The 319-nt window shown below is 30.4% G+C and carries 1 pseudogene; it reads right to left on the bottom strand.

Annotation, left to right across the window (positions count from 1 at the left end):
- Window positions 1–319, bottom strand: a pseudogene (locus CAMP5082_RS08330) (hypothetical protein); the annotation flags it as partial.

A 319-nucleotide genomic window follows, 5' to 3' on the forward strand; every position in this document is an offset into this window, starting at 1 on the left:
TGGAGGAGTTAAAACTGCTAATTTGGCTTCTAGTATCATGGATTTCATGGTTAATTTTGCCGAATTTTCACTTCTTTCATTTCTAATATCTACATCATAATTAGTTTTCATTCCATTTCTATAAGCATACATTTTTTGATCAAATTCCCACCTACTCTCTGGAGTAGAATCTATATCTCTTGGATCTTTTAATTTACCTTTTAAAACATCATCATCTAAAGCCCTAATAATTCTACCTGTTTCATCATGTGTTATTCTGTATTTATTCACATCAATAATCCAATCCACTCCTATAAGTTCATCTAAGAAAGGAAGCATT

The sequence above is a fragment of the Campylobacter sp. LMG 17559 genome (genome assembly GCF_024723605.1).
Taxonomy (GTDB): Bacteria; Campylobacterota; Campylobacteria; order Campylobacterales; family Campylobacteraceae; genus Campylobacter_D.